Genomic DNA, 22,733 nt, shown 5'->3' with positions numbered 1-22,733 from the left:
GTTAGGAATCAGACAATGAGCCAGGGTTGACCGAGGCCAGATTGCCAACACCTGGCTCTTTTCTCTCTGGGCATAGGCCTGTTTCATGACCTCTTCGATCAAGCCATCGCTGGGGTCATGCCGGTACGACCTGCCGAAAACCAGCGGCTTCCAAAACCTTCAACGGAGTCTCGAAAAGATCGGACAGCACGCCATCGTTGAGGACCTCTGCTGGTGCACCATCCACAACGACACCACCCTTGCGCATTCCCACCACCCGGTTGATCTCAGGGATGATCGTGTCGATTTGATGGGTGATCAGGATCAGGGTGGTTCCGCTTCGGCACAGCAGCCTCAGCTGGGCCAGCAACCCGTGCCGGGCTCGCAGATCAAGGGCGTTGGTCGGTTCATCGAGAACCAAGACCTGCGGCTGATGCACCATGGCTCTTGCGATCAGCACCCTGCGTTTCTGTCCTTCGGACAGGCTTCCGAAAGAGGAGGATTCAAGCTCCTTAAGGTTGAACTGATTCAGGAGTGCCAAGGACCTTTGAACCTGCTCTGGGTTGGGATCAAGACCGCGTCTAAGCCCGATGGCTCCGAAGAAGGCGGAGTGCATGAGTTCACTGCAGGTCATTGCATCGGGGATCCGTTGCTGCAGCTCCGAATCCACCACTCCCAGACGCTCACGCAGGGCCCAGAGATTGATGCGCTCCTCGCCGAACATGCGGAGGTAGGACTGCGGTTGAACCACGGGGTGAAGGCAGCGACTGATGAGCTTGACGAGCGTGCTCTTGCCGGCCCCGTTCGGACCCAGAATCGCTGTGGATTCACCGATCCAGAGACGCAGTGACAGATCCTCGACGATGCGTTGACCTCCAGCCCAGGCTTCAATGCCCTGAAGGTCTAGCCATGGTGCGTTTTGATGGCTTGCGTGCTGAAGGGGCATGGAGTGATTGTGGCTGCTGAGCCGATGGGATCCCGATGATCAACCGCTGCAGCCGATGCGGCTCCACCAGTTTCCGTGCCGATCGGTCTCTCGGAGGTCGTCTCGTTTGCTCCCATTGCGGGACACCTGCTGGCCAACGCGTGCGAAGCGAGGGTCGCGCCTCGGTCGGGCCGCGCCGCAAAGGCATCAGGTTCTGGGTGATTCTGGCCCTGATGGCACTCGTGCTCGTTCTGGTTGTTCAGTCGCTCTGAATGTCCTGAAGTCTGCCGGTGAGCAGCTTCAGGGTTGGCGCCAGGGGGCGGAGTTCATTGAGTCTGGGGCTCAGAATCTGCCCAGTTCGCAGCTCTGCAGCGGAAGCCAGCACCATGTCCTGCCCTTCATTCAGTTCAAGCAGGTGAAGATCTCTTTGAAGCTCTCCCAGGAACACGTGGGCAGTGCGTTCGGCGGTGCTGTGTCTGATCCACAGCCTGACGTTGGCGGGGCACCAACCGATTTCTTCGATCAGCTCCCTTTGAAGGGCCTGTTCAGCGGTCTCCCCTGATTCAAGGTGTCCGCCGAACAGGCCCCAACATCCAGGAGCCGCGATGCCATCGATGTCGTCACGAAGCTGGAGCAACCAACGTCCATGACGTCCGAGCATGGCAATGGAGACATCGAATGGCATCGGCTGCTCAGAAGATGCCGAGCTTCTTCTTCTTGCAATATCCGGCGCCGATATTCATCCAGCCGGACAGGCAGGCTTTCCCGTTGGTGGGAGCCACTTCGTAATAGATCGGCGACACGCAGGTTGTTCCCAGGGTGTTGACGTAACCCAGCGGACACTCCTCATAGCCGGGAGCCTTGGGGATCTCTTTCTGCGCTAGCGCTGACGCTGGAGTCAACAGGGGAGCGAGTGCCGCCAGCCAGATCAGCTTTTTCATGAATTAAGCAGAGTTGAAAACGGGCTGAAATTAACAGGAAATTGATTCGGTCGTGGTTCAGATCACAGGCAATCATTGACGCAGATGCGTTCAATCATTTGTTTAGGCACCTTTGGCGAATGTCAACGATGAGATTATTTGTCTTTTGGTCGTAGAAAAGAATCAATGCGCATCTCGCGGCGGCGCAGAAGAGCGAAGGTCGTGCCTGCGTTTCCCCTACAGATGCGCAGGATGTCATCCAGGGCTGTGATTTCAAGCCAGGCTGGGAATGATTGATTCACCTTTTTCATGAACTCCAGGCGGCCTCCTCCTGGCAACCCAGGTCCGACCCAGCCTCCTTTGCGGAAGCAGACTGAAACCCGGGTCGCACTCGCGATCGACAGCTCTGCCTCAACAGTGATCGCCGCTAACCCTCTGAGGGGACCATTGAGCCTGAGAACATTCATGCCTCGGCTGTGAACTGGGTCCAGGATCTGCAGATTGTCCAACCATGCCGCCTGTTTCAGCCAGGGTTGGCTTGCGCTGCTCCAGCGCAATTCCCACACCCCGCTGAGTTGTTCGCTCTGCTGATTGAGGTCTACATCAGACCCGGCTTCGGCGTTCTTGATCAAGTCTGGGATGGACGGGTCGTTGGGATGGTCTCTGAGGAGCTGAATCAGTTTGTTCATCGGATCAGATCAGCTCCGGGTGCATTGGATCGCCTTTGAATGGCCCTTGAACAGCTGATGTGATCCATCCACCGTAGAAACCTCCTGGCTGGGGGATCACCGGTTCAGCATTGACCCAGCATCCCTGCATCAAACCCGGATACAACGCAAACCAACCAGCAATGGCTTGAAACCCTGCTGTGGGTGATGGATAACGCCAAACAGCGCGATGAATCCTGCCCTGTGATGTCACCACATCGAAGTACTCCGCCACTCCTTTCCATTCGCAGAAACTTCGTCCCGCTGCGGGTGAGAGCAAGGCCCTGTCCATCCCCGTCGGCGGCAAGTAGTAGGTGGGAGGGTGGTACGTCTCGAGCACGCGCTGGCAGCCCTTGCCATCGAAGAGCACCTCACCGGCGACTTTGATCAGAACGTGATCGTCGGTGGATTCCAGTCGTGGTGGTCGGGGGTAATCGGCGACCTTCTCTGGTGCCATGGCGTCGTCATCATTTGACCTGATGATGGCGCTGCCTCAGCTGCACCGGAGTGATGCGATCTGTCGACCCCCACCAGCCGGTTGTGATTCTCGGTGGTTTTCTGATCACCGAGGAGGCCTATCAGCCGATGGCCGAAGCCCTGCGGCTCTCGGGGGTGGAGCACGTGGTGGTCGTTCCGGTCAGCCGGTTCGACTGGCTGCTCACCAGCTGGGGATTCGGCTGGCGACGTGTTCTGGATCGCGTCGCTGCCGCTGTTGATGCGTTGCAGCCCCTCTCGGCAAGTGGTCAGGTCACGTTGGTCGGCCACAGCTCAGGCGGTGTGATGCTGCGTCTTTATCTCAGTGATGTGGAGTTCCAGGGTTGCCGATACGGCGGCTCTGATCGCTGCAATCGCCTGGTCACACTCGGTAGTCCCCATCAGGCCGTCCGAGCAACGCCCCTGCGCGCCATGGTGGACCGCCGCTTTCCGGGCTGCCATCACCCCGGCGTGGATTACGTGGCTGTAGCCGGCGCGTTGGATCTCAGTGGTTCGACAGCGTCAGCATTCAGTCGACGCAGTGCTTCCGGCAGCTACAGGAGCATCGTCGGGGATGCTGCAGTGGCAGGCGATGGCCTCGTTCCGGTCTCTTCAGCTCTGTTGAAGGATGCGCGTCATCTCGTGCTGAACTCCACCGCCCATGGTGGGCTGTTCGGTGCGCCCTGGTACGGAAGCCCTGAGAGCGTTCAGTCCTGGTGGCGGTTCGTTCATGGTTGACGTTGGATCAGATCACTGCATCCGGCCTTGGCTTCGGCAATCGGCCATCAATGCGCCAGTAGCCGAACCAGTCAGGCTTCAGATCCGTCTCCGGTGGATTGGGCACTGACTGCAAGCTGATTCGCCATCCGCCGATGCCGTCGATCGGCAGACAGTCATCGACGTCGCCAATGGACTCGATCCCATGGAGATCATCCTTGTGAACCTGTAGGGATTCCTTCAACCAACGGGCTTTGGCCCGGGCCTTGGCAGCCTGTTGAGATCTGGCCACCACCAGGCCGAATTGATGCTGTTCCTGAAGCGACTCACGTTGATAACCGCCGAGATTGACGAACCAAAGTCGATCGACAGGTTGCGTATTCGCTGAGGTCAGGAGTTTCTCTGGCATCGGTGCTGCAGGCAGCGGGCGCACTGCAAAGCCATCCACATGCGTGATGGCTTTGTAGCTGTCGACATGCAGACCCTTCTGCAAGCCGAACCATTCGCGCTTCAGTGCTGGAATGGTGTCTTCGATGCAAGACCCCACCATCCAGCGCACATCGTGGAGTTCCACGTGGCATGTCGCCGTGCGTCCTCCGAGGACGACAAGAAACAGGGTCGGTTGATCGATCATGACGACAGGGCGAAGCCTCCCACCAGCCCGCAAACCAGAACGACCCGCCAGGCCGGTTGCTTCCAACCCACCAGCAGCAGAAAGGCCATCAACGCCAGACTGAAATCGGCACTGGACTTGATGCCAGCCAGCCAGACCGGCTGAAACAGTGCTGCCAGCAGCACACCCACCACAGCAGCATTGATGCCCTTGAGGGCGCGTCGCATCGTTGTTCGCTTCCCGAGGACACTCCAGAACGGCAGGGCGCCTCCAACCAGCAGAAAGGCTGGAAGAAACAGAGCCAGGAGGGCAAGCAGGGCGCCGCCGACGCCCTGCAACCCGCCGCGCAGATCAAAGCCGAGGAAGGCGGCAAAGCTGAACATGGGGCCGGGTACAGCCTGAGCTGCTCCATAGCCGGCCAGAAACTGGTCAAGGCTGATCCACCCAGGGGGCACCAGAGACTGCTCGAGCAGCGGGAGCAGAACGTGGCCTCCCCCGAACACCAGCGATCCAGCCTGAAGAAAACCTGCCAGCTGCTGGATGGCCACCGGTCTGGCTTCTGCGGCAAGCCATGGCAGAGCTACAAGCATGCCGACCAACGCCACCAGAAGAAGAAGGGACACGCCTCTGTGCACGGGCACCTTGAGCAGTTCATGGCTCATGGAGCGATCGTCGGGGGGAGGCAACAGGGTGAGACCTGCGACCGCTCCGATCACTAGTGCCAGAAGCTGCACCCAGGCCAGAGGCACCAGCAGCACCAACACAGCTGCAAAAGCCATCAGGCTGGCGCGGTTCCGATCAGGTGCCAGCTTGCGCTGCATGCCCAGCACGGCCTGCGCCACCACGGCAACGGCGGCCACTTTCAAGCCCTGAACCCAGCCTCCGGCCAGCCAGTCCGGATTGGCTGACAGCACAGCGGACGTAAGCACCAGCAGGATCGCCGACGGAAACGTGAATCCAATCCAGGCCGCCAAGGCTCCTGGCCAACCAGCACGCATCAGGCCAAGGCCCATCCCTACCTGGGAACTGGCGGGGCCAGGCAGAAACTGGCAAAGGGCCACGAGGTCGGCATAGGCCGCGTCGGTGAGCCACTTCTCCCGTTGCACGAACCGCTCACGGAAATATCCGAGGTGTGCCACCGGTCCACCGAACGATGAGCATCCGAGCAGCAGGAATTGGCGGAACACCTCGACCACGCCTTCCATGGATGTTCCCGGATGTTTCACGTGGTTTGGTGTGTTGTGAGGATTATTGTCCGCAACCTCGCTGGCGAACAAGGGCGTAGCCCTCCCACATCGATCGATAAGCGTCGGTTGCTCCAGCTGGAACATCTCCAGCCATGTTGATATAAATTCTGTCTCGCATTTGGTCTTTGTAAGACTGAGGCATGGATGGATCCTTGAAAGCAGCGCATGTTTTGTCTGCAGCTGCGACAGGGTCAATGACCGGTTGAGCCATCACGGGTGCACTCAAGGCGATGATGACTGCGGCGGTTGCAGTGCGATTCATTGATTACTGTCTAATTCTTCAACGATAGGAACCGATTGAGCTGCAGGACTCCATCGTGAAATCGATTAAAGCGCTGTTTTGCAAACAAGACAGCTGCTGTTTTGCAGCGAAGGTCACCTTGTGCAGCGCTTTGAATCAAGGCTTTCCAGTTGGCTGTCCATCAATGAAAGAACGCCATTTGAAAAGCCCTGCTTCGTAGAAACCACATAACATCGCGCTTCATTCTATTCATCGGAGTCCCAATCCTCGATGTTCATTGAGTCGGTTTTTGGAAGTCGATCATTCAGACTGGTCAAACTACAGCTTGATCGACCACCAATGGAAGGTTCCGTATTTGGGCAATTCGGATTATTGACAGCACGCATGTATTGGTTACCCCATAATAAGGTGGCACGACCGGTTAACAGGCCATAGCGCCGATTCGCGCCTTTGCACGTATGCCCATTCCCAGCCAATTGAGGCTCATTTTGACCAAAAATGCCTTGGTATTGACATACGATTGATCTGCATTGACCTGCACCTGAATAGGCGTAACCAGCAGGACACGAATTTCCCATTTCATTTTGCAGGCCAGGCCGGTTGGTTTGATCAACCTGAATAACTTTCTGTTGACTTGCGTCAGTGGTCATCGCCTTAACGCATCCAACGTAGTCCTTGGCATCAAGACACATTGCATGGATCTTGGGGTCGACTCCCTGGGCCATGGCAGATAAACCACCGAGTAAAAGAGCTGTGAGTGTGAGTGAAGATCTATTCATGCAAGCTTTTTAGAGATACGACTTGACGATTAAATACAAGAGTAATAGGGAATGAAAGGCTTGATTGACTGCCTCCTTGATGCGTAAAAATATGATCATAACGCGATCGAGCTTTTTCAAATAAGCTTGACCGTGAAGGTCGTTGTGACTAAAAGAAAAGTATATCACTCTATTGATAAGCAAAAGCTTTCAATATAGAGGCATAATAGCTATGAGTAAGCGTATGCATCATCATCTCTTCGCTTTGTATCCTTGTAGTGCCTAAGCGCGATGTTGTACGACTTAAGTATTCATATTGACCATTGAATGAACTGAGATTTCATTTTTGCTTCGCTTCCATGGCGTAGCGAAGCCTTTTGCTAGTTTTGTTGAAATCCGCTGAATGGTTGTCCGATTGTCAATGTCTCATAAACGTTTACTTTATCTGGACCAAATTAAGGCAGTCATAGTTGGTCTGGTCATTGCACTCCATGTTCCAGTTGCCTTTTTCCCGACGGGCTGGAGTGGGGTCCGTATTCCCATTGAAGGAATAGTGGGGGAAGGATTTATAGGATTCTTCAATTGGTATATCTACGCCATTAATTCTTTCATCATGCCAATGATGTTTTTAATTTCGGGTTATTTTGTTCCTCGATCAGTGCATAAGAAGGGAGTCGTGCAGTATTTAAAAAATCGTTTAATACGCCTTGGTATTCCATTTATTTTTGGTTTATTTATTGTCAATAACATTTCACTTCTGATTGGTAGGCTTTCTCCCTCGAGTCCACTGGAGTTTTTATCCCTGAGCGATATTCCATTCAACAGAATCGGCGTTTTGTGGTTTTTGCTAGTTCTATTTGTATTCGATTTGATTTATTGTGCTTGGGTTAAGTTAAGGGGTGATCACTATTTAGTCGATACGGATATTCCATTACCAACAATGCGTTCATGGGTTATCAGTGCTGTCGTTTTAGGATTCATTGAGGTGGCTATGTCAACACAAACTGATCTCTGGGCCTTTTTGCGCAGTACACCTTTGAATGGACTGGGCTTTCAAGGAATGCATGTATTCACCTATGCATTTTTATTCTTTATCGGATGCAAAGCGTCGTTTCATCACTGGTTTGAGCGGATTGATCCGCATCTGGTCATAAAGTGGTTCCGATTGTCGATGTTTTTGCTTCTGAGCCAATTCGGTTTTTCGATGGTGCTTCTGAATATGACTTTGACTTTTAATACCGACATTTTTAAAAACCCAGCATCACTTATTTTGTTTGGACAGTTTATTTATCCTGCGATCGCATGGGGAGTCTTGTCGTATCTAATCATGTGGTTTCAAAGGCATGAAGACTGCTTTGGGCAATGGTTGTCAGTTGCAGGATCGAACAGCTACGGGGCCTATGTGATTCATCCAATGGTGTTGGTGTTGGTTCTAATGGCGGTCGGCTTCATTGGACTCAATCCTTGGCTGACTGCACTCAATGCAATGGTTCTGACAACTCTTTTCTCGTTCGGTTTTGCCGGGCTACTCAGAAGGTTTCCTGTCGTAGCAAGGATCCTTTGAATGAAATGATCTTTAGAGTCGTTGTATATGCATGCTCAGTTCTCTACCATTTTTCAGTTTCTATTAACTTTTGTCTATTGAATGCGTTTGTCTTAGTCTCGTTGGCGCCAGTCATCCGGCTTGTCTTGGCTGAAGAATTCGGTAATGTCATCGACTCCTTGAAGGTTATTGCGATGGTTGCACGGGTCGACAAAGCCGATGTCCATCTGATTCAAAAAATCGTCAAAGTTACCACGTTGCATGGTTGGTTTTGCCGCAGTACGCCTTGCCTTGCGCAGCATCTCACCTGCTGAGCCATTGGCTTTGGCCAGCTTTGACACCCAAATCATTTCATCGAGTTCAACTTCTAAAGCTTCTGTTATTCGATTGCAAATCGACTGTAGTTTCAGTCGTTGTTTCGTGCTCAGCATACGACTTTGCTTTAATTCTCTAAATCCTAGCGAGCGTTGTTTTAGGTTCAGTAAATTATGATGCACTTTTGACCATTACTGCTTTGTGTGCTTTTGGTGATTGTCTGCGTCGTTTTGGAAGGTGATCCATAAGCTAATTAACTGTCTTTTTCCTCGGCAGGGTGCGCTCTTTGAGGTTGATTGCGTTTTTGAAGTCCCTGTTTTGTGCGGATGCTGCTCAGTCAATTTGTTAAATTGTGCCTACTGGTGCCCTGCTATCGATTTGTGATAGCAAAAAGTGAGTTCACAATATTTATTAGGCAAGCTCTTTGTGTTGCCTAGTGTGCTCACTGATTTTGACAATTCATTTGGTTTGATGCGGTTTGAGAGGTTATTGGTGGGGCTTGAGTGGAATGATTGATGGCTTGAAAATTAAATTAATGATGTTGTGGATGTGCTTGTCGTGGCGATTTGATTGGCGCTACTGCTCCTGGTTCAATGCTTCGCGCATCATCCGCTCCACGCGCTCCTGCACGGATTCGTTGGTCATCCGATTGTTTAAGCGTTCCACGAGCAGGGGAAAAGCGAGTGGCCCTGGACGCGGCGTGGGGCAGTGCAGGGTGTCGCCCTTGCGTATCCGTTGTAGAGCGGATCGCAGGCGAGGGAGCTCGAGCTGCTCCTGCAGCACCTCGTCTCTGGCCTGGCGGAGCAGGAGGTTGTTGGGTTCGTGTTTGCTGAACACTTCCCAGAGCAGGGAACCGCTGATCTGCAGTTGGCCGGTGGATTTGTTCTGGCCCGGGAATCCCTGCACCAGCAGTCCGGCCACCTGGGCAATGCTGCGAAACCGGCGTCGGCACAGTTCCGAAAGGTTCAGGGCCTGCTCCAGATCCTCTTCCAGCGTTGTGTCATCAAGGAGCTCGTCGAGGTGGTCCTCCAGCAGCTGGTCCATCGGATAGCCCCTCGGAGCCAGCAGTTCAAATCCGTAATCGTTCACAGATACGGTGATCGTTCCCCGCTGAACGCGCGTGAGGCGCGTTGCCCAGAGAAAGCCAAGCCCTTCATGCACAAACCTGCCCTCAAAGGGATAGGCGTAAAGGTGCATCCCCTCCCGGGTTCGGCAGGTTTCGATCAGCAACTGTTCGCTTCCAGGCAGGGTCGAGAGATCCATCTGTCGCTCAAATAAGGGCTCAAGCGCTTTCAGTTCCGGTGTGTCGAGCTCGCCGCGCCCGGCCCGGGCTACTTCTTCGCGCAGATGATGGGTGAGCAGATCAGACAGCGACATCTGCCCACCAGCCCAGGCCGGTACAGCAGTGCTTTTCTTGGTGGTGCTCTTTACATATGCGGTCATCTCCCTGAGGCGAACGAATTCCAACTGGCGTCCGGCAAAGAAGAACACATCCTTGGGCTTGAGCTGGCTGATGAAATTTTCTTCGACGTGACCGAGCACCGAGCCACGCACGAAGCGCACGCGAATGGAGGGAGCGGAGGTGATCGTGCCGATGTTGAAGCGATGCAGCCTGGCAATGGCGTTTTCACGGATCACGAAGCGTCCGTCGTCTGTGGCTTCCAACTTTCTGTAGCGGGGGTAAGCCCCGAGGCAATCGCCTCCCTGCTCGAGAAAGCGCAGGCACCACTGCCAGTCGCTCTCGCTGAGTTGTTGATAGCTGGCCGTGGTGCGAATCGCATCCAACGTTGATGCAGGCTTGAAGCCCGGTCCGCAGGCGAGTGTGGTGAGGTGCTGCAGAAGCACATCGAGCGGTGCCTTGGGTGGCCGTCTTTCTTCCACCAAGCCGTTTTCCAGTCCGCGACGCACGGCACTGAGCTCAAGCAGTTCCAAGGCGTTGGTTGGCATAAACAACACCTTCGAGGTGCCTCCGGGCAGGTGGGCCGAACGTCCGGCTCTCTGCAGCAGGCGGGCCAGATTCTTGGGAGATCCGATCTGCACCACCTGCTCAACCGGTTGAAAATCAACCCCCAGATCCAGGGAGCTGGTGCAGACCACCCAAAGCATGGACCCTGCTTTCACAGAAGCTTCAATGGCTTCGCGTTCGCTGCGATCCAAAGCGCTGTGATGGAGAGCCAGCAGGCCCTCCATCTCAGGGCAGGCGTAGCGCAGGCACTGAAACCAGCGTTCCGCCTGGTTGCGGGTGTTGGTGAACAGCAGTGTGCTGGTGGTGGGGACCAGGGATCCGACTAGGTCTTCGTAACGTCTGAGGCCGAGATGGCCTCCCCAGGGAAAGCCATCGATGCTGTCCGGAAGAATGCTGCTCACACTGAGGCCCCGCTTCGGCGCTCCGGTGATCAGACAGGGATCGCAACGGTCTCCGAGGGCATGCTGTGCCGACTCCTCCAGATTGCCGATGGTGGCGCTGATGGCCCAGGTCTGAAGCGCGGGGCGTTGTTGTCGCAACCAACTGAGCGCTAATTCGGCCTGAATCCCTCGCTTGCTACCGATCAGTTCGTGCCATTCATCAAGGATGACGCTGTCGAGAGTTTGAAACAGACGCTCGCAGTGGCGACCAGCCAGAAGCACGCAGAGAGACTCAGGCGTGGTGATCAGAATCTCCGGAGGCGTTTTGATTTGGCGTGAGCGCTCGGCCGTTGGCGTGTCTCCATTGCGGATGCCGACCCTCAGAGGCCATTGCATGGCATCAATCGGTTGCTGTATCGCCACAGCGAGATCACGGCTCAGTGCGCGCAGGGGCGTGATGTAGAGGAGTCGAACGCCTTTCTGCTCAGAAGGTGCCTCGAGCATGCGAGCGATCGAGCCCATCACGGCGGCGTAGGTCTTCCCAGACCCGGTTGGAACCTGGATCAATCCGCTCTGACCACTCAGGTGGGCGTTCCAGGCCCGTCGCTGGAACGGCATGGGCGTCCAGCCTTGAAGCGCAAACCAGCGCTCGATGGGAGTCAGGAGATCAGTCAGATCAGAACAACCCTGCCAACGGCGACGTCATCAATCATTCTTGAATTCTCTTCAGACCATTTTGGTGAGTCATTTGTTCTGACTGGATTCTCAGATCTTCGTTGTCGCAAAGCTGCTTCGCCTGCTCGAGCGAATCGGCACTTTCAGCCGAACGGTCTTGGCGCCAACGCAGAATTCTGGGAAATCGAACTGCCAGTCCACATTTATGTCGTTTGGATGGCTGAATGCCTTCGAAACCGACTTCAAACACCAGCTCCGGGTTCACAGAGCGGGTGGGTCCGAAACGCTCCCGCGTGTTTGAGCGAATCCAGCGATCGAGATCGAGAATCTCTCGGTCGCTTAGGCCGGAGTAGGCCTTGGCAAAGGTCACGAGTTGATGTTCTTCAGGATCTGACGATCGACGGTCCCAGAGCGCGAAGGTGTAATCGGTGAACAGATTGGCCCGGCGTCCACGTCCTGCCTGGGCGTAGATCAGCACCGCATCCAGGGTCATGGGATCGCGCTTGTGTTTCCACCAGTGACCGCGTTTGCGCCCACTCAAGTAGGGGGACTGCATCTGTTTCAGCATCAGCCCTTCAGCACCTTCATTGACGGCACGCTGGCGAAGGGTGTCGAGGTCCTCCCACGCGCTGAGCGTCTCCCCGGCGCTGATACGTAACTGTCCCGCTGATCGGGCCTTGTTCATTGGGGAGAGGAGTTCGTCCATCGCGATCAAACGCTCTTCAAGCGTTCTGCTGCGACGATCCTGTCCTTGGCTTTCCAGCAGGTCATAGGCCACGAAGCAGATCGGGCACTCCTCACGGAGTTTGCGGCTCACACTCTTGCGTCCCAGACGGCGCTGCAGATCACTGAAGGGTCGGGGCCGATCCGCATCGACTCTCCAGCAGATCACTTCGCCATCGAGAACCGTGTCATCCGGAAGGGAAGCCGCCATCTCGATCAGCTCAGGAAACTGTTCATTGATCAATTCCTCTCCACGACTCCATAGATACGTTCCGGATTCGCGCTTGATCAGTTGACCCCGGATCCCATCCCATTTGTGTTCCACCCACCAGTCCTTGGCTTGCGTGTCCCGAAGGGTGTCGCTCTGAAGGGGGCTGGCCAGAAAGAAGGGATAGGGGACCGGTCCACGATTGACCCGCTCCGCTTCTGGTGCTGCCGTCAGTCCTTCAAACCAGCGTTGCGACGGCTCCTGTGGTGCCATCAATCGTTCCAGGACCAAAGCCTCCTCAAGCGAAAACCCCTTGGCGATCGCTTTGACCACCAGCCCTCTGGCAACTCCGATGCGGAAGCCTCCGGTGAGCAGCTTGTTGAACAGAAAATGGCGCTCGTCAGGCAGGGTGCTCCAGATCGTGAGCAGCGCGGCGCTCTGGAGCTGGGGTTCAAGCGCAGCCAGCGCCGGTAGCAGCTGTTCCATCCACCAATGCAGTGGTGGATGGGTCTCAATTGTGCTGATCCAGTGTTTCAGCGTGGAATCAACCGACTGTGGCGGGATCGCCCCCTTGAGCTGCGGCCAGAGCAGGGCCAGCGTTTCAGCGGAATCACCGACGTGACTCTGGCAATCCTCGAAGAGCCAGTCGGGAATGGCGTCGCAGGCCTGAAGAACGTCCCGAAGCCGGCGACCGGTCATCAGTCGCCTTCGTTTTTCGCCCATGAGCAGCAACGTGCTCCAGGCGTTGTCGTGGGCGTCGCCGGCGTGCAGATGCTCGGCGATCAGGTCAACCTTGCGCGTCGTGCCTGTGGATTGATCCAGGCTGTCAATCAAGGTGGCGAAGGCATCCATAACCGTGCAGACAGCCTGCGAGCCGCTCAGAAACTCCAGCGATTGAGGTTGCTGTTCTCAGGTCCAGTCACCTGCACATTGCATCCCGGCACCGACGAAGCAGCACGGTTGAAGTCCGTTACATATGACTTTACGTAGCTCCGATCGGCATAGCGCCATAGAGCCTGCTGGACCTCCGCGAGCGCTGTTCCGATCCGATCTCTGCTGAGCACACCTTCTTTTAAGCCCGTGCAGATGTCCGTCGCTGCGGACTTGCCATCAGCGCGGAACACAACGCTGTTGATCTGTTCAATCGTGATGGTCACTGTCTAAGCCGCCATCGGTGAAACCAGGACAACCAAAGTGGTACCTGTCCCCACCAGAGCAAGACGTCTGAGCAGCATCGTGATGAAACGGTGCTCCGACCTTAGGTCAGCTGAGCTGTTCAAGGGGGCGGGCATCGAGCCCATGGCGCTCCCTCAGAAACCGCGACAGCACATCGTTTTGGCCGTGGGTCACGTAAATCGTTCTGGCTCCGGAGTCGAGAACGGTGCGGATCAATCCCTGCCAGTCGGCATGGTCACTGAGCACGAAGCCACGTTCGTAGCCGCGGCGTCGACGTGCACCTCGCACAGCCATCCAGCCCGAGGCGAAGGCTGTCTGGGGGGAACGGAACCGACGCATCCAGGCGGAGCGATGGGCCGATGGCGGAGCAAGGATCAAGCGTCCGGCAAGAGGATCTTTGCTTGAAATGGCGCTCACTGGACAGCTTGGCGTCATGGCGATTCCGGCTTCTCGGTAGCTGCGGGTCACGGTTTCCACGGCGCCGTGAAGCAGTACCTCGTCTTCAACGCCGATGGCGTGAAGCTCCGCCATCAACCGTTGAGCCTTTCCGAAGGAGTAGCAGAACAGCAAGGATGGATGCTCCTGTTCCCCCTGCCACCACGCTCGAATCTGTTCAGCAACGCGGTACCCGGGCTCCCAGGCATAGATCGGCAGCCCGAAGGTGGCCTCGGTGATCAGCACATCGCACGGCACCAGCTCAAACGGTTCACAGCTTGGATCGTCACATCGCTTGTAGTCACCGGTGACCACCCACACTTCACCTTCCACGCACAGGCGGATCTGGGCAGAGCCGAGCACATGCCCGGCACTGTGAAACGACACGCAGGCCTGGTTGAGCCAGAACTGGCGGCCGTAGGGCATGGCATGGAGAGTGATCTCCTGCCCAAGGCGTTGTCTCAGGACTCCTTCGGATGAATCAACAGCCCAGTATTCGTGGCAGCCAGGCCTGGCATGATCAGCGTGGGCATGGGTGATCAGCGCGCGTCTGACAGGTCTAGACGGATCGATCCAGGCATCAGCAGCGCGGCAATAGAGACCGCTGTCGGTGTGTTCGAGAAGCGGCATCCCCACCAATGCCGTTCAGCGACTCATCTCGAGCATGCGGCGGATCGGAGCCTCGGCATCAGAACGGAGCGATTCCTCCATGGCGATCTGAGGCGCAAGGTTTTCAAGACAATCGCGCAGCTTCTCCAGCGTGTTCAGACGCATGTAGGGACAGGCGTTGCAGCTGCAGCCATCGAGTCCTGGTACATCGATCAGCGTTTTGTCCGGCACCCGCTGCTTCATCTGATGGAGAATCCCCGGCTCAGTCAACACAATGAAAGTGTCGGAACAGCTTGTTTGTGTGTAATTGAGCAGTTTGCTGGTGGAGCCGATGAAATCGGCCAGATCCAGAAGATTCTCCTGGCATTCCGGGTGAGCGATTACCTCAGCTTTGGGATTCTCGAGCTTCAGGCGTAACACCGCCTCTTCACTGAAGGTTTCATGGACGATGCAACGTCCTGGCCAGAGGGTGAGGTCACGGCCGCTCTGGCGCTGCACCCAACGGCCGAGATTCTGATCTGGAGCAAACAAGATCGGCCGGTCGGCCGGCAGCTGATTGACCAGGTCCACAGCATTGCTGCTGGTGCAGATCAGATCACTCTGTGCTTTCACCGCCGCGGTGCAATTGATGTAGCTCACCACAAGGTGATCCGGATGCTCAGCGCGGAATCTGGCGAATTCATCGGCTGGACAGTCATCCGCCAGGGAGCATCCCGCGTCGAGGTCCGGCAGAACAACTGTTTTTTCTGGACTGAGGATTTTTGCGGTTTCAGCCATGAAATGAACGCCGCAGAACACGATCACATCTGCATCGGTGCTTGCCGCTTTTCGTGAGAGCTCGAGGGAATCGCCGATGAAATCAGCGATGTCCTGGATTGCCGGCTCCTGGTAGTAATGCGCAAGGATCACAGCGTTGCGTTCCTTGCGGAGTCGGTTGATCGCCGCAACAAGGGCGGTGTCAGCGCTCATCTGAGCCTTCTGGGGCAGGATGGACTCAGCCTAGGCAGTTGCTCTGACGACGCTCCGTCTCGCCATTGCCGGAGATCTGCACGGTGACTGGGGAGACCGTGATGCTGAGCTGGTGGAGCAACTGGGCGCCGATGCCCTCTTGTTCGTGGGTGATCTCAGTGATGGTGACCTGAGGCTGGTCAAACGGATCAAGCAGCTGGCCTGTCCGGTGGCGGTCATCCTTGGCAACCATGATCGGGGCAAAGACCGTAGTGGTGCTCTTCTCCAGCAGCAGTTGACTCTGCTGGGCGAACTCAACTGTTCATGGGCACTCCGTTCCTGGCAGGCCCCTGCTGTCGGCATTGTCGGCGCCCGTCCCTGCAGCGCCGGAGGAGGGTTTCACCTCTCTCACGCGGTTCAAGCTGTGTTCGGTCCGGTGACGGAAGAGGAATCGGCCAGGCGGATCGTTGCAGCCGCAGGTCGTGTTCCCGACGACTGGCCGCTTGTGGTGCTTGCCCATAGCGGTCCCACTGGGTTGGGGTCTGATGCTTCGAGTCCCTGCGGGCGGGACTGGAAACAACCGGCGATTGATTGGGGTGATCGTGATCTTGCGTTGGCCTTGGATCGCATGCAACGGCGGCGGCGTGCTGATCTCGTGGTGTTTGGGCATATGCACCACCATCTGCGCGGGGGTAAAGGCGAACGCATCACCTTTCACCGCGACCGGGTGGGCACGCTGTACGTGAATGCAGCCTGTGTCCCACGCACGGGTGTGGATGCATCGGGGCAACCCCTCCATCACTTCACCTGGGTTGAATTTGATGGCACCCTGCCCACGCTGGTGAGTCATCGCTGGTATAGGCCGCAGGGGGACCTCGCTTACGAACAGACGCTCCACCGCCTGAGCGCGTGGGGACCCGATTGATGTTGATCTATGTCTGCATCAGCAGTCATGGTTTTGGCCATGCAGCCCGCCAGGCCGCCATGCTGCGGGAGCTGCATGCGCTCTGTCCCGACTGGACCTTGGTCATCAGCACGATGGTGGATCGCTGCTTCCTCGAGCTCGTTTTTCGGGACCTTCCCGTGGTGCTTCGTCCTGTGCAATGGGATGTGGGGATGCTCCAGGCCGATGCTCTCGGTGCTGACCCGGCCGCCACTCTGAAGGCGTTGCAGGATCTGGAGGATGCCCTGCCCCAGCGGTTGGATCAGGAAGTGGCTTGGATATCCAACCAGGAGACGCCAGTGCTCGTTATCGGCGATATTCCACCCGTCGCAGCTGAGCTCGCCGAGCGGCTGCAGGCTCCATTGGTCTGGATGGGTAATTTCGGTTGGGATGATATTTACACACCTCTCGGATCCGCCTTCGAGGGATGGGTCCGCCGCGCGCAGGAGTGCTATCAACGCGGGTCCTTGCTGCTGCGTTGCCCGTTCTCCCTGGCGATGAACTGGCACCTGCGGGAAATCAGTTTGACGTTGGTCGCTGCTGAACCCAGGTCCCTTCCCGCAGCGTTTGAGGCCGAGTTGCAAAAGGACTCATTTCCGAACGTGCTGGTGGGCTTCGGGGGGCTCGGACTGGGACTGGAGCCTTCGCTGTTTACGCGTTGGCCTGATCATCGCTTCTTGCTCAACAGGCCGCGGAATCCCGATCTGAGAAAGCATCTCGCGTTGATCAACAACGTGACCTTGCTCCCCGACGACGTTCGCCCCCTGGATGTGATGCCCTACTGCAGGCGACATCTCGGAAAACCGGGTTTCAGCAGTTTCTGCGAGGCCATGGCAGCGGATCTGGGACTGCATGTGGTGGAGCGTCAGGGATTCGCCGAAGCCGACACCTTGATGGAAGGGCTCAGGCAGCACGCGTCCCATCGCATTCTTCGGCGGGAGGAGCTTGAGTCTGGTTGCTGGGGATTGGATCAGCCCTTGCAGCCGCCCACCCACGGCAGGCTTGCTTCCACTGGTGCGTTTGAGGCCGCCAAGGCTGTGAAGAGAGTCGCAATCGATACTGTTCAGCGGATCTGATGGCCTCCATAGGCCTGACTTATTTCTGCTGTGATCGCAGTGCTGATCTGGCCCTACTCGGGGTCGAGGCTGCTGGTCGAGGGTTGGACGATTTGCGGCGTGTCACAGGTGATCTAGGTGGCAACCCCGCTATTCGACACAGTCAGGCCGTGTTGTTCTCAACATTGGAGTTCTGAATCTCGCTTTTAAAGCGTTCATAACTTCCTGTTCTACGGCTTCATCTGCATGACTTCCCTTGCTCGTTTGATCTGTCGTGTTCTTCCGGCGGTATCAGCAAGCGTCTTGCCCTTGTTGTCTTTATCAGCTCCTGCGGAGGCCGTTCTTCCTCCGGTGGGGAACGATCGTTCTCGTCTGGTGATGCTTCCTGAGGAAGCCCAGATGTCGGCTCTCCCCTACGTCATCACCCCGGAACGTCGGGCGATGCTCAACACCATTCGTTTTGCAGAGGGAACCTGGAAGGGTGGCCTCGATCTGGGTTACAGGGTGATGTTCGGTGGTGGACTGATGCGATCGTTGGATCGTCATCCCAACAGGGTGATTTATTCCTCCCGTTATGCCAGTGCTGCAGCGGGTGCTTATCAGTTCATGCCCTTCACCTGGGATTTAGTGAAGCGCAGCCTCGGCGTTCGTGGTTTCGGTCCGGAAGTTCAGGATCAGGGTGCGTTGTTTCTGATTCAGCGCCGCAAGGCTTTGAGCCTGACCGATACAGGTGTCATGACACCGATTCTTGCGGCCAAACTGGCCCCAGAATGGGCATCCTTTCCCACACTGCGCGGACGCAGCTATTACGGGCAGCCTGTGAAGCGTTTCACCAATCTCAAAGGTTTTTACAACTTGAATTTGGCCCAGCTGCGCCAGATTCGTGATGCCAAGAGAGAATCCTTGTCGGCCGATTCTTCTCAAACTGATTCCGGCATGCCGAAAGCCCCTGTTTGCACAGGTCCCACCATTCTTTGTGACATGCCCTGAGGAAAATCCTCAGGGATCGATGCATTTCACCCCTTAATCGTTTGATTCACTCAAACGTCGGCCCACCGTTGCTTGCGCGATTAAATACGCACCAACCGCCCCTCCGATGAATCCCATAGCGTTGCGGAGGAGAGGTAGGAGCTCACTGGTGCGTGTCACGACCGGAGCGATCCCGAAGACCCCAAACAGCATGATCCAGAGAGGAGAAAGGAGCAGTAACCACGCCCACGCCACACGCTCCCCCTCCTTGCGTGGATAGGCCGCAAAGCCGGCGATCAAGCCTCCGAGTACTGAGGTGCTGAGTGTCCAGAGCCATTGCTCGGTGGGAAGACCGGGAACCACCTGGCAACCACCGCGGTCAAGACAGAGTTCCACAGCATCAATCGCGGCGATGAGCGATCCATCCTCGCCATGGTCACGCACGTAGTACTGATTTCCATAGCGCGTTTGCAACTCGACCCACCAAGTGCGGGGCATCAGGGCGAAGAACGCGTCGCCCACGTTGAAATTGAGCAGATTGCCGCCGCGGGGATCCCCCACCATCAGCAAGCTGCGTTCATCGAGCCCCCAGAATTCCTTCACAGCCAATCCTGGGGTGCGTTCGTATTGGGTCAGAACCCTGATCTTCCAGCCGCTGCGTTGCTCGAAGGCATCCAATGACACTTCTAGCGATTGCAGTTCCTTTGCACTGAAAATTCTGGCCAGATCAATCACAGGGGTCGGGTGATCCGGAAGCAGTTCAGGGTTGTCGATGGCCTGTACGGGTGCTGCAAGCAGAAGCAGCAGAGGAAGGATTAGAACTGCCGCCCAGCGACAGAGTGTTCGGCGGAAGCCCATGATCGTCAACGTCTGCCCGCCATTCTCACCAACTGATGGTCTCGGATGTGTGCTGCCCAGCCTGGTTGCTGGACCGACTTCGGCAATCCGGAGGAGAGGTTCCCTTCTCACTGTTCATGCACTGGGCCCTTCACGACCCCGACCACGGGGCGTATGGATCGGGCCGTCTTGCGGTCGGGCCGGAAGGCGACTTCACAACATCGCCATCTCTCGGGGAGGACTTCGCTGAACTGCTTGTGGATCAGCTGGTGGATTGGCTTCAAGCCCTGGCTGAATTCCATCCTGATGACCGCCTCTCAGTGGTGGATGTGGGCCCGGGTGAAGGCACTCTCACCGCCCAGCTCATCCCCCTGCTTCTCAGCAAGGCACCTGGATTGGTCGATCGTTTGGACTGCGTTCTTGTGGAGTGCAACCCAGGCATGGAACTGCGGCAGAAGCAGCGCCTAGGCGCTAGCCCTGCCATTCCCTGCCGCTGGAGTTCACTCGAGGACTTACGCCTTAACCCCTTGGTCGGCGTTGTGGTGGCACATGAGCTGCTGGATGCTCTCTCCGTTGAGCGGTTGGTGCTCAGATCCGGAACCTTGCAACGTCAGATGGTTCGTCTCCGAGACGAGGGTTCCTCAGCACAGATTCATCTGGCGGAGGGGCCGTTCGATGGAGAGCTCAGGGCACGGTTCCAGAGTGAATGTGATCGCTCAGGAATGGTGATCCCACCCGTTGGAGCCGAGGATGGCTGGACCACGGAATGGCATGCATCCGTTGCCCCCTGGATGCGTGATGCCGCTGCGGCAGTGAAACAGGGTGTGCTGCTGGTGGTGGATTATGCCTTTGAAGCTGATCGCTATTACACCTGCCATCGCAGCGATGGAACGTTGCTGGCCTATCAACAGCAGGTCGCAACCAATGATGTCCTTCGCAATGCCGGTACCCAGGACATCACGGCCCATCTCTGTGTGGACGGAGTGGTTGCAGCAGCTGAAATGCATGGCTGGATGTTTGAAGGACATCGCCGTCAAGGGGAGGCTCTTCTTGCTCTTGGCTTGGCCGAACGATTCAGTGCCCTTCAATCCCTTCCCGCTGCGCAACTGGGAGAGGCACTGCGCCGTCGAGAAACTCTGCTGCGCCTGGTGGATCCTTCCTGTCTCGGTGACCTGCGCTGGATGGTGTTCCATCGGCAGAACGAAAGACCAGAGAATGCCCTCGGGCAACTCAGCCGTTTACTGCGGGATCCTCAACAGGTCAGTGCTGGCCCTCTAGACACTGCCTGACGTCGTCATCACTGATCTGATCACTGATTAGCACCGATCCAATGGCATTCGGCACGACGAATCGCAACTGCCCGTGGCGGACCTTTTTGTCAGAGCGAAGTGTGTCAAGCACTCTGTCGATTGCCAGTGAAGGCCATTGGGTGGGTAGCCCGGCCTTACGGATCAGGGTCAACTGACGTTGCTGATCTGTCTCCGTCCAGAGGCCTTTGATGACGGCAAGATCACCAACAGCTGCCATTCCGATGGCAACGGCCTCACCATGCAGCCACGTGCCATAGCGCGTGAGTGTCTCCACGACATGACCGAAGGTATGGCCGTAATTGAGAATCGCCCGGCGTCCGCCTTCCCGTTCATCGGCGGCAACCACTGCAGCTTTGGCCTGAGCGGATCGCTCGAGAATCATCTGCAGCAACTCCTGATCCATCCTGCCTGGCTCGCTGAGATCGTCAGCCTGTTCGAGACGATCAAACAGTTCAGGATCGCCGATCACTCCGTATTTGATCACTTCCGCCATCCCGGCACGGAACTCCCTTGTGGGCAGTGTTCTCAATGTGAGGGGATCAATCAACACCAGCGATGGTTGATGAAATGCCCCAATCAAGTTTTTTCCACAGGCATGATTGACTCCGGTTTTGCCTCCGATCGAGGCATCCACCATCGCCAGAAGTGTCGTGGGAACCTGCACCACCCGGATGCCTCGTAGCCAACAGGCAGCAGCGAATCCAGTCATGTCACCCACCACTCCGCCACCTAGGGCCAGCATCAAGGAGGTGCGTTCCAGACCGTTCCGTTGTGCGGCGTCAAGAATGATCCTGAAGGTGTCGAGGGTTTTCTGCTCCTCGCCAGCATCGATCTGGAGGAGCACCGGCCTGAAACCTCCTGTCTCGAGACTGGTCAGGCATTGAGCGGCGTAGTGATCTGCGACATCCGGGTTGCTCACCACAAGAATTCGGGTGCCTTCTCGCACTTGCAGCGCAGAGATTGCGTCACCCACATGGTTGAGCTGTCCCCGACCGATGATCACGTCATAGGGGTTGCGTTCGAGGGCAACACGGATCCTGGCTTGTGGTTCCATTGCCGTTGTTGTCTCTGGGGTGATGGTCACTGACCCTATCCTCAGCACGAAACGTTTCGGGTTGGATTTTGATGAAATCCGAGGTTGATCGCAGCAGAACCCTCACGGCCTGGGGCTTTCTGAGTCCTGCGCTCATCCTGCTTGGTTTGTCGGTGCTGATTCCAGCCGCAATGGCGCTGGTCATGAGCTTCACGCAAACTGGTCTTGATGTTTCCGAACCTTTGCGTTTCATCGGATTCGCCAATCTGCGGCGGTTGGCAGGCGATCCGATGTTCTACAAAGTTCTAGGAACGACTTTGTTGTATCTCTTCGGAGTTGTACCACCGATTGTTCTCGGTGCCCTGAGTTTGGCTGTGCTTGTGAACAGGGCGATTCCATCAATTCACATCATCAGGGCTGCTTTTTACACCCCGGTGCTCGTTTCGATTGTTGTTGCAGCCATCGCCTTTCGATGGCTTTATGCGGAAAACGGACTGATCAACGGCTGGCTCGGCGCTCTCATCGGCTCTGGATTCATTCCGATTGATTTCCTCACCAACCCTCTTCTGGCACTTCCTTCGGTGATGTTGGTCACGCTGTGGAAAGGATTGGGTTACTACATGGTGATTTTCCTGGGCGGACTTCAAGGGATACCTGCTGAGCTGTATGAGGCAGCTGAACTCGATGGCAGTGAAGGCTGGAGGAAACATCTTGATATCACCCTTCCTCTGTTACGCCCATATCTCACTTTGGTTGCAGTGATTTCAGCGATTGCAGCCACCAAGGTATTTGAAGAGGTGTTTCTGATGACTCAGGGTGGACCTGCAGATTCCACACGCACGCTTGTTTATTACGTCTACGACCAAGCGTTTGCGGAGCTTGAGATCAGTTATGCCTGCACAATCGGTCTGGCTCTATTCCTGATCGTCCTGTTGCTGTCAGCCGTTCGACTGGCCTTCACGGATGATCGTCCACTCATCTGAATCATGTGCTTGACCGAATCAGCTGTCCAATCTCCGCTCGGATG

The 22,733-nt window shown here is 56.4% G+C and carries 25 protein-coding genes; 8 read left to right on the top strand and 17 right to left on the bottom strand.

Features of this window, described 5'->3' with window-relative positions; translation table 11 throughout:
* Positions 1–115 precede the first annotated feature (115 nt).
* Positions 116–925, bottom strand: coding sequence for an ABC transporter ATP-binding protein (locus WH7805_RS02745; protein WP_006041430.1), 810 nt, complete (start codon positions 923–925; stop codon positions 116–118).
* 35 nt (positions 926–960) lie between these two features.
* On the opposite strand from WH7805_RS02745, the gene WH7805_RS02740 reads away from it, so the two are divergent.
* A complete protein-coding gene (locus tag WH7805_RS02740) occupies positions 961–1,176 on the top strand; it encodes a hypothetical protein (RefSeq protein WP_006041429.1) in 216 nt (71 codons plus the stop codon).
* Here the strand turns inward: WH7805_RS02740 and WH7805_RS02735 are convergent.
* The 4 genes from WH7805_RS02735 to WH7805_RS02720 all read right to left on the bottom strand — a co-directional run bounded on the left by WH7805_RS02735 (position 1,164) and on the right by WH7805_RS02720 (position 2,988).
* Entirely contained in the window at positions 1,164–1,589 is a 426-nt protein-coding gene (locus tag WH7805_RS02735; RefSeq protein WP_006041428.1) for an NUDIX domain-containing protein, read from the bottom strand. The two genes, WH7805_RS02740 and WH7805_RS02735, sit on opposite strands and share 13 nt — an antisense overlap.
* Positions 1,590–1,596: 7 nt before the next feature.
* Positions 1,597–1,845, bottom strand: a complete 249-nt coding sequence (locus WH7805_RS02730) for a hypothetical protein (protein WP_006041427.1) — start codon at positions 1,843–1,845, stop codon at positions 1,597–1,599.
* A 134-nt stretch (positions 1,846–1,979) separates the two neighbouring features.
* On the bottom strand, positions 1,980–2,513 hold the full coding sequence (locus WH7805_RS02725) for a PAP/fibrillin family protein (protein WP_006041426.1): 534 nt from the start codon (positions 2,511–2,513) through the stop codon (positions 1,980–1,982).
* Between the two features lie 4 nt (positions 2,514–2,517).
* On the bottom strand, positions 2,518–2,988 hold the full coding sequence (locus WH7805_RS02720) for a DUF427 domain-containing protein (RefSeq protein ID WP_006041425.1): 471 nt from the start codon (positions 2,986–2,988) through the stop codon (positions 2,518–2,520).
* Between the two features lie 53 nt (positions 2,989–3,041).
* On the opposite strand from WH7805_RS02720, the gene WH7805_RS02715 reads away from it, so the two are divergent.
* Positions 3,042–3,743 carry a triacylglycerol lipase gene (locus WH7805_RS02715; RefSeq protein WP_006041424.1) on the top strand — a complete coding sequence of 234 codons (702 nt, stop codon included), beginning with the start codon at positions 3,042–3,044 and terminating at the stop codon, positions 3,741–3,743.
* Positions 3,744–3,750: 7 nt separating this feature from the next.
* Here WH7805_RS02715 and WH7805_RS02710 read toward each other — a convergent pair whose 3' ends face one another.
* From WH7805_RS02710 to WH7805_RS14890, 4 genes are all read right to left on the bottom strand, one after another.
* Positions 3,751–4,356, bottom strand: a complete 606-nt coding sequence (locus tag WH7805_RS02710) for a DUF1543 domain-containing protein (RefSeq protein ID WP_006041423.1) — start codon at positions 4,354–4,356, stop codon at positions 3,751–3,753.
* Entirely contained in the window at positions 4,353–5,540 is a 1,188-nt protein-coding gene (gene chrA, locus WH7805_RS02705) for a chromate efflux transporter (RefSeq protein WP_006041422.1), read from the bottom strand. Before chrA ends, WH7805_RS02710 begins: the two co-directional genes overlap by 4 nt.
* A 43-nt stretch (positions 5,541–5,583) precedes the next feature.
* Positions 5,584–5,844 (bottom strand): hypothetical protein, encoded by a 261-nt coding sequence (locus WH7805_RS02700; RefSeq protein WP_006041421.1) that lies wholly within the window; start codon positions 5,842–5,844, stop codon positions 5,584–5,586.
* A gap of 224 nt (positions 5,845–6,068) precedes the next feature.
* Positions 6,069–6,473, bottom strand: coding sequence for a hypothetical protein (locus WH7805_RS14890; RefSeq protein WP_232198925.1), 405 nt, complete (start codon positions 6,471–6,473; stop codon positions 6,069–6,071).
* A 529-nt stretch (positions 6,474–7,002) separates the two neighbouring features.
* Between WH7805_RS14890 and WH7805_RS02695 the strand changes: the two genes are divergently transcribed.
* A complete protein-coding gene (locus WH7805_RS02695) occupies positions 7,003–8,145 on the top strand; it encodes an acyltransferase (RefSeq protein WP_006041418.1) in 1,143 nt (380 codons plus the stop codon).
* Between the two features lie 92 nt (positions 8,146–8,237).
* Here the strand turns inward: WH7805_RS02695 and WH7805_RS02690 are convergent, their stop codons facing one another.
* From WH7805_RS02690 to nadA, 6 genes are all read right to left on the bottom strand, one after another.
* Entirely contained in the window at positions 8,238–8,555 is a 318-nt protein-coding gene (locus WH7805_RS02690) for a hypothetical protein (protein ID WP_006041417.1), read from the bottom strand.
* A 460-nt stretch (positions 8,556–9,015) separates the two neighbouring features.
* A complete protein-coding gene (locus tag WH7805_RS02685; RefSeq protein WP_038004311.1) occupies positions 9,016–11,460 on the bottom strand; it encodes a ligase-associated DNA damage response DEXH box helicase in 2,445 nt (814 codons plus the stop codon).
* 34 nt (positions 11,461–11,494) lie between these two features.
* A complete protein-coding gene (locus WH7805_RS02680; RefSeq protein ID WP_006041415.1) occupies positions 11,495–13,243 on the bottom strand; it encodes an ATP-dependent DNA ligase in 1,749 nt (582 codons plus the stop codon).
* A 26-nt stretch (positions 13,244–13,269) separates the two neighbouring features.
* Positions 13,270–13,548 carry a hypothetical protein gene (locus tag WH7805_RS02675; RefSeq protein WP_006041414.1) on the bottom strand — a complete coding sequence of 93 codons (279 nt, stop codon included), beginning with the start codon at positions 13,546–13,548 and terminating at the stop codon, positions 13,270–13,272.
* A gap of 106 nt (positions 13,549–13,654) precedes the next feature.
* Positions 13,655–14,632, bottom strand: a complete 978-nt coding sequence (locus tag WH7805_RS02670; protein WP_006041413.1) for a ligase-associated DNA damage response exonuclease — start codon at positions 14,630–14,632, stop codon at positions 13,655–13,657.
* 15 nt (positions 14,633–14,647) lie between these two features.
* Positions 14,648–15,580, bottom strand: coding sequence for a quinolinate synthase NadA (gene nadA, locus WH7805_RS02665; protein ID WP_006041412.1), 933 nt, complete (start codon positions 15,578–15,580; stop codon positions 14,648–14,650).
* 112 nt (positions 15,581–15,692) lie between these two features.
* Between nadA and WH7805_RS02660 the strand changes: the two genes are divergently transcribed.
* The 3 genes from WH7805_RS02660 (at position 15,693) to WH7805_RS02650 (ending at position 18,547) form a co-directional block, all read left to right on the top strand.
* Positions 15,693–16,484 carry a TIGR04168 family protein gene (locus WH7805_RS02660; protein WP_006041411.1) on the top strand — a complete coding sequence of 264 codons (792 nt, stop codon included), beginning with the start codon at positions 15,693–15,695 and terminating at the stop codon, positions 16,482–16,484.
* A complete protein-coding gene (locus WH7805_RS02655; protein ID WP_006041410.1) occupies positions 16,484–17,578 on the top strand; it encodes a hypothetical protein in 1,095 nt (364 codons plus the stop codon). Before WH7805_RS02660 ends, WH7805_RS02655 begins: the two co-directional genes overlap by 1 nt.
* A 225-nt stretch (positions 17,579–17,803) precedes the next feature.
* Positions 17,804–18,547, top strand: a complete 744-nt coding sequence (locus tag WH7805_RS02650) for a glycoside hydrolase family 104 protein (protein ID WP_006041408.1) — start codon at positions 17,804–17,806, stop codon at positions 18,545–18,547.
* 33 nt (positions 18,548–18,580) lie between these two features.
* Here the strand turns inward: WH7805_RS02650 and WH7805_RS02645 are convergent, their stop codons facing one another.
* Entirely contained in the window at positions 18,581–19,384 is an 804-nt protein-coding gene (locus tag WH7805_RS02645; protein WP_006041407.1) for a TPM domain-containing protein, read from the bottom strand.
* Between the two features lie 35 nt (positions 19,385–19,419).
* Here WH7805_RS02645 and WH7805_RS02640 point away from each other — a divergent pair, with 35 nt between their 5' ends.
* Positions 19,420–20,652, top strand: coding sequence for a class I SAM-dependent methyltransferase (locus WH7805_RS02640; protein WP_006041406.1), 1,233 nt, complete (start codon positions 19,420–19,422; stop codon positions 20,650–20,652).
* Here WH7805_RS02640 and aroB read toward each other — a convergent pair.
* The gene (aroB, locus tag WH7805_RS02635) at positions 20,624–21,727 is read right to left on the bottom strand and encodes a 3-dehydroquinate synthase (protein WP_038004308.1); all 1,104 of its coding nucleotides are present in this window, start codon (positions 21,725–21,727) and stop codon (positions 20,624–20,626) included. The two genes, WH7805_RS02640 and aroB, sit on opposite strands and share 29 nt — an antisense overlap.
* Positions 21,728–21,798: 71 nt before the next feature.
* Between aroB and WH7805_RS02630 the strand changes: the two genes are divergently transcribed.
* Positions 21,799–22,689, top strand: coding sequence for a carbohydrate ABC transporter permease (locus WH7805_RS02630; protein WP_006041404.1), 891 nt, complete (start codon positions 21,799–21,801; stop codon positions 22,687–22,689).
* Positions 22,690–22,733: the final 44 nt, after the last annotated feature.

Source organism: Synechococcus sp. WH 7805, from assembly GCF_000153285.1.
Taxonomy (GTDB): Bacteria; Cyanobacteriota; Cyanobacteriia; order PCC-6307; family Cyanobiaceae; genus Synechococcus_C.
This window is presented reverse-complemented; position numbering and strand designations above follow the sequence as displayed.